Raw genomic sequence first — 525 nt, 5'->3', positions numbered from 1 at the left:
CATCTCGGTCAATAATTATCGTTCGTGGCTCTGTCTGAGATTCGAATCCATACTCATCTATCGCCTTAATGAACAGGTTCGCCCTCTTATTTGCATCAATGGTGATACTGTCACTTTGTATACGACCAATTTCCATTTCAAATGGTTGTGTTGGATCTCTAGGCACAATTGATCGTATTGCTGCGTCACCAGATTGTTGCCACAGCTCGACGTTACTCACTTTAGAATCATCAATGACTGAAGTCAGCTTCACTTGAAAATCAGGTCCCAGGACGTAGTTACCAGCAGAGTTTTTGTCTACGATCCAAGGTTCAGCCAGCTCAATTACCGGGCCTTTGTTGTCTACTTGAAAAACAAATTCGCTTGTCGACTCTGCTTGAGGGTAAGCACTGTCTTTGGCTTTTACGTAAAACGAGTTCGTCTCTTCATACTTAAACGCCCCGGCTATTAAACGAACCTCAATGTTTGGTTGCTCTCCGAATAGATAAGGCTCCACACTGTCTGTAGGTTCAGTCTCATAATGTT

Annotated in this window: 1 protein-coding gene; it reads right to left on the bottom strand. The window is 43.2% G+C overall.

Annotated features, from left to right (window positions below):
- Positions 1–525, bottom strand: a 525-nt coding sequence (locus R7E78_RS30305; RefSeq protein ID WP_318059168.1) for a hypothetical protein, incomplete at both ends; no start/stop codon positions are given.

Source organism: Vibrio sp. YT-19(2023) (assembly GCF_033337395.1).
This window is presented reverse-complemented; position numbering and strand designations above follow the sequence as displayed.